The 2,510-nt window shown below is 66.0% G+C and carries 6 protein-coding genes; 2 read left to right on the plus strand and 4 right to left on the minus strand.

Translation table 11 applies throughout. The features are described from left to right. Positions 1-288 precede the first annotated feature (288 nt). The 4 genes from M0638_RS27950 to M0638_RS27965 all read right to left on the minus strand — a co-directional run bounded on the left by M0638_RS27950 (position 289) and on the right by M0638_RS27965 (position 1,885). A complete protein-coding gene (locus M0638_RS27950; RefSeq protein ID WP_248670231.1) occupies positions 289-699 on the minus strand; it encodes a hypothetical protein in 411 nt (136 codons plus the stop codon). Further along, complete coding sequence (locus tag M0638_RS27955) at positions 696-992, minus strand: hypothetical protein (protein ID WP_248670232.1); 297 nt, start codon at positions 990-992, stop codon at positions 696-698. Before M0638_RS27955 ends, M0638_RS27950 begins: the two co-directional genes overlap by 4 nt. 199 nt (positions 993-1,191) lie before the next feature. Further along, entirely contained in the window at positions 1,192-1,536 is a 345-nt protein-coding gene (locus M0638_RS27960; RefSeq protein ID WP_248670233.1) for a hypothetical protein, read from the minus strand. A 16-nt stretch (positions 1,537-1,552) separates the two neighbouring features. Next, entirely contained in the window at positions 1,553-1,885 is a 333-nt protein-coding gene (locus tag M0638_RS27965; RefSeq protein WP_248670234.1) for a helix-turn-helix domain-containing protein, read from the minus strand. 84 nt (positions 1,886-1,969) lie between these two features. Between M0638_RS27965 and M0638_RS27970 the strand changes: the two genes are divergently transcribed. Continuing rightward, a complete protein-coding gene (locus M0638_RS27970; protein ID WP_248670235.1) occupies positions 1,970-2,203 on the plus strand; it encodes a YdaS family helix-turn-helix protein in 234 nt (77 codons plus the stop codon). Positions 2,204-2,226: 23 nt separating this feature from the next. Beyond that, positions 2,227-2,436 (plus strand): hypothetical protein, encoded by a 210-nt coding sequence (locus M0638_RS27975; RefSeq protein ID WP_248670236.1) that lies wholly within the window; start codon positions 2,227-2,229, stop codon positions 2,434-2,436. Positions 2,437-2,510 lie beyond the last annotated feature (74 nt).

Consider the following 2,510-nt stretch of genomic DNA (forward strand, 5'->3'; position numbering starts at 1 on the left):
GCACTCGCCCGTATCCTCGTCGGTGTCGATCAGGCTGCCCTTGAACAGCGGCCGGCTGTCCGGGTCGCTCCAGCGCGCGACGAGATCGGGGATCGTGACGGTGCTCTCGACCATTCTGCCCTCCAGGCCCGCCGGGTGGCGGGGTGTGGAGGGGATGATGGTGTAGTTAAACTACACCGTCAAGGGAAAAGTGTAGCCTAGCTACACTCGCGATGCGGACGCCCAGACAAACGAACGCCCGCCTCGGTCTCCCGGGCGGGCTGGGTGGGCGGTGGGTGGGGTTGGTGGCTAGGCCGGCAGCAGCTTGAAGTACCGCGCCGCCGTGATGGCGGCCCCGACCAAGGTGAGGCCGCCCACCAGCGTCCCCATCAGCAAGCCGAACATCGTCCAGCCGCTCGGCACCTTCGCAAGCGCTTGTGACGCCACCCCATCGACCCGCCTAACCAATCCGTCCAGTGATACGCTCAGTGCGGCGATGTTCGCTTCGATGCGGGTGGTGGACAGTTCGACCGAGCGCAGCCGGTCATCCAGTTTGTCGAGGCGACCCTCGACCCGGTCCACGCGCTTCGTCAGCTCGGCGATGCCGTCCATACCCCCAGAGTTACCGCCGCCGCCGCCGCCTTCAAGGGGCGGCATGTCATCTACCCCGATCAGCCGGGCCCTCGCGCTCACCGGCAGCGAGTGGATGGTGGCGGTCATTCGCCCTCCGCTCGCTCAGGCGCGCCAGGCGGGGCCAGCAACCCCTCGACCGTCTGCGCGAAGTGGGACCGGATGAAGCCGCAGTTGGTGCAGGAGAGCGCATAGGCCAGGAACCTGTGCATCCGCACGGGCGGGTTGGCGCCCGGATAGTCCTGGGCCCAGGTTTCGCCTTTCAGCCGGCCGAGGTTGTACCAGCTCTCGTTCCCGCAGAGCGGACAGGCGGCCTTGACGCCCCTGGCTGCGAAGAACTCGTCCAGATTGACGGTCGTCCAAGCCGGCGCGCTGTCGCTCAACCCCGTGGCCTCCGTCCTCAACCGCTCATTGCCGCATCGCACCAACACGGGACCGTGACGGTTGCATGCCAGCGGAATCTGCTGTCGTTCACGTCTCGTTCATGCAAACCTGTCTCTGCCGGCGGGATGATCCGGCGGCGCAGGTCAGGAGGTGGAGCCATGCAGCGCGCCAGGAATTTTCGGGAGCCGAGGCAGCCAGTCATCGCTTCTCACCGGCCACCAGCAGGTGCGGACCAAGCGTCACGCCATGCCGGCGAAGGCGCTCTTGTAGACTGGGGTCCTTAGCCCAGTGTCCGCCCCTCTCGATTGCGAAGAGCAGTTGGTAGGCCGCTCCCTCAATGCCGTCGGTCAAACGCACAAGCTGCTGCGGCCTAGTCTTGGCGAGGAGACGCGAGACCATGATGGCTTCTGCGCACATCTCCTGAAGCAGCGCTGGCGGCAGCGCGTCAGGGTTGATCCCTTCTCGCTTAAGGGTCTGCCTCAGCAACGCCATGGCGCTGTAGCTGACCGGCGTCAGGTAGCCGATGAGTGCGCGGAGGAGCATATGCGCGACACCGGGCTCAGCTTTCGGCCTGCTGGGGCTCCACGTCCTCGGCAGCCTCCAGATTGGCTAGAGCTTCCTTCTCCAGAACTTGAGCGTACCGACCAGGAAGAGAACTCCAGTCCCCCAGAAACACGTAGTTGAAATCCAGCCCCTTGGCTCGACACAGCCGGTACATGGGATACGGCTGAGGGGGATTATCCCCTGCCAGCCAATTCCGAATGACGTGCTTGCTGACACCCATGATCTCACCGGCCTCGACTTGGCTGAGCCCAAGGAGGTCGATGAGGCGCCTGAGCCGTCGGCCGGCGTCGATCTGGAATTCCGACTGAGGGAGAATGGGCTGCGGCATCCTTCGAGTGTGCCGTAAAGCTACGCTTCACGCGGTGGAGAAGGGTCTTGGCATGAGGGTGTAGTTTAACTACACTCGCATGCCATGGCCGACGCCGAGACCTCACCTGTGACTGCTGCCGCCCTCCGCGCCATCGAGGCTGCCGGGGGCGGCGCCGCGCTCGCCAAGCGGATTGGCGTCACCCGTTTCGCTGTCCAGCAGTGGAAGGATACCGGCATCCCCGCCGGCCGGGTCGGCAAGGTCTCCGCGGCCACCGGCATTCCGCTGCACGAGCTGCGGCCGGACCTGTTCCCGCGGGCCGCCGAGGTGGCGGCGTGAGCGGGTCGGGGGGAGCACGCAGAGTGGGCTGGCTGGCTTTCACCAGCGTGCTGATCGCGTTGCTGCCCATCTCCCTCGCGCTGCTTCTCATCGCCGCGCTCTACGATCCCCAGGCCGAGACACGCGATCTCACTGTCACTTGCATCTCCCGTGCCGTCATCCACGGCGCCGAACTGCCTGATGCCGTTCGCCGCTGCGAGGCGCTTGTTGCGTGGCGGGGGAGGCAGCGATGAGCGGGTCAGCGGCCTTCCCCGTCTTCGAGCCGCTGTACCTCGACGGTGCCGACTACTGCTTTGGCGTGCCGGGC

It is taken from the genome of Roseomonas acroporae (genome assembly GCF_023223525.1).
GTDB lineage: Bacteria > Pseudomonadota > Alphaproteobacteria > Acetobacterales > Acetobacteraceae > Roseomonas_E > Roseomonas_E acroporae.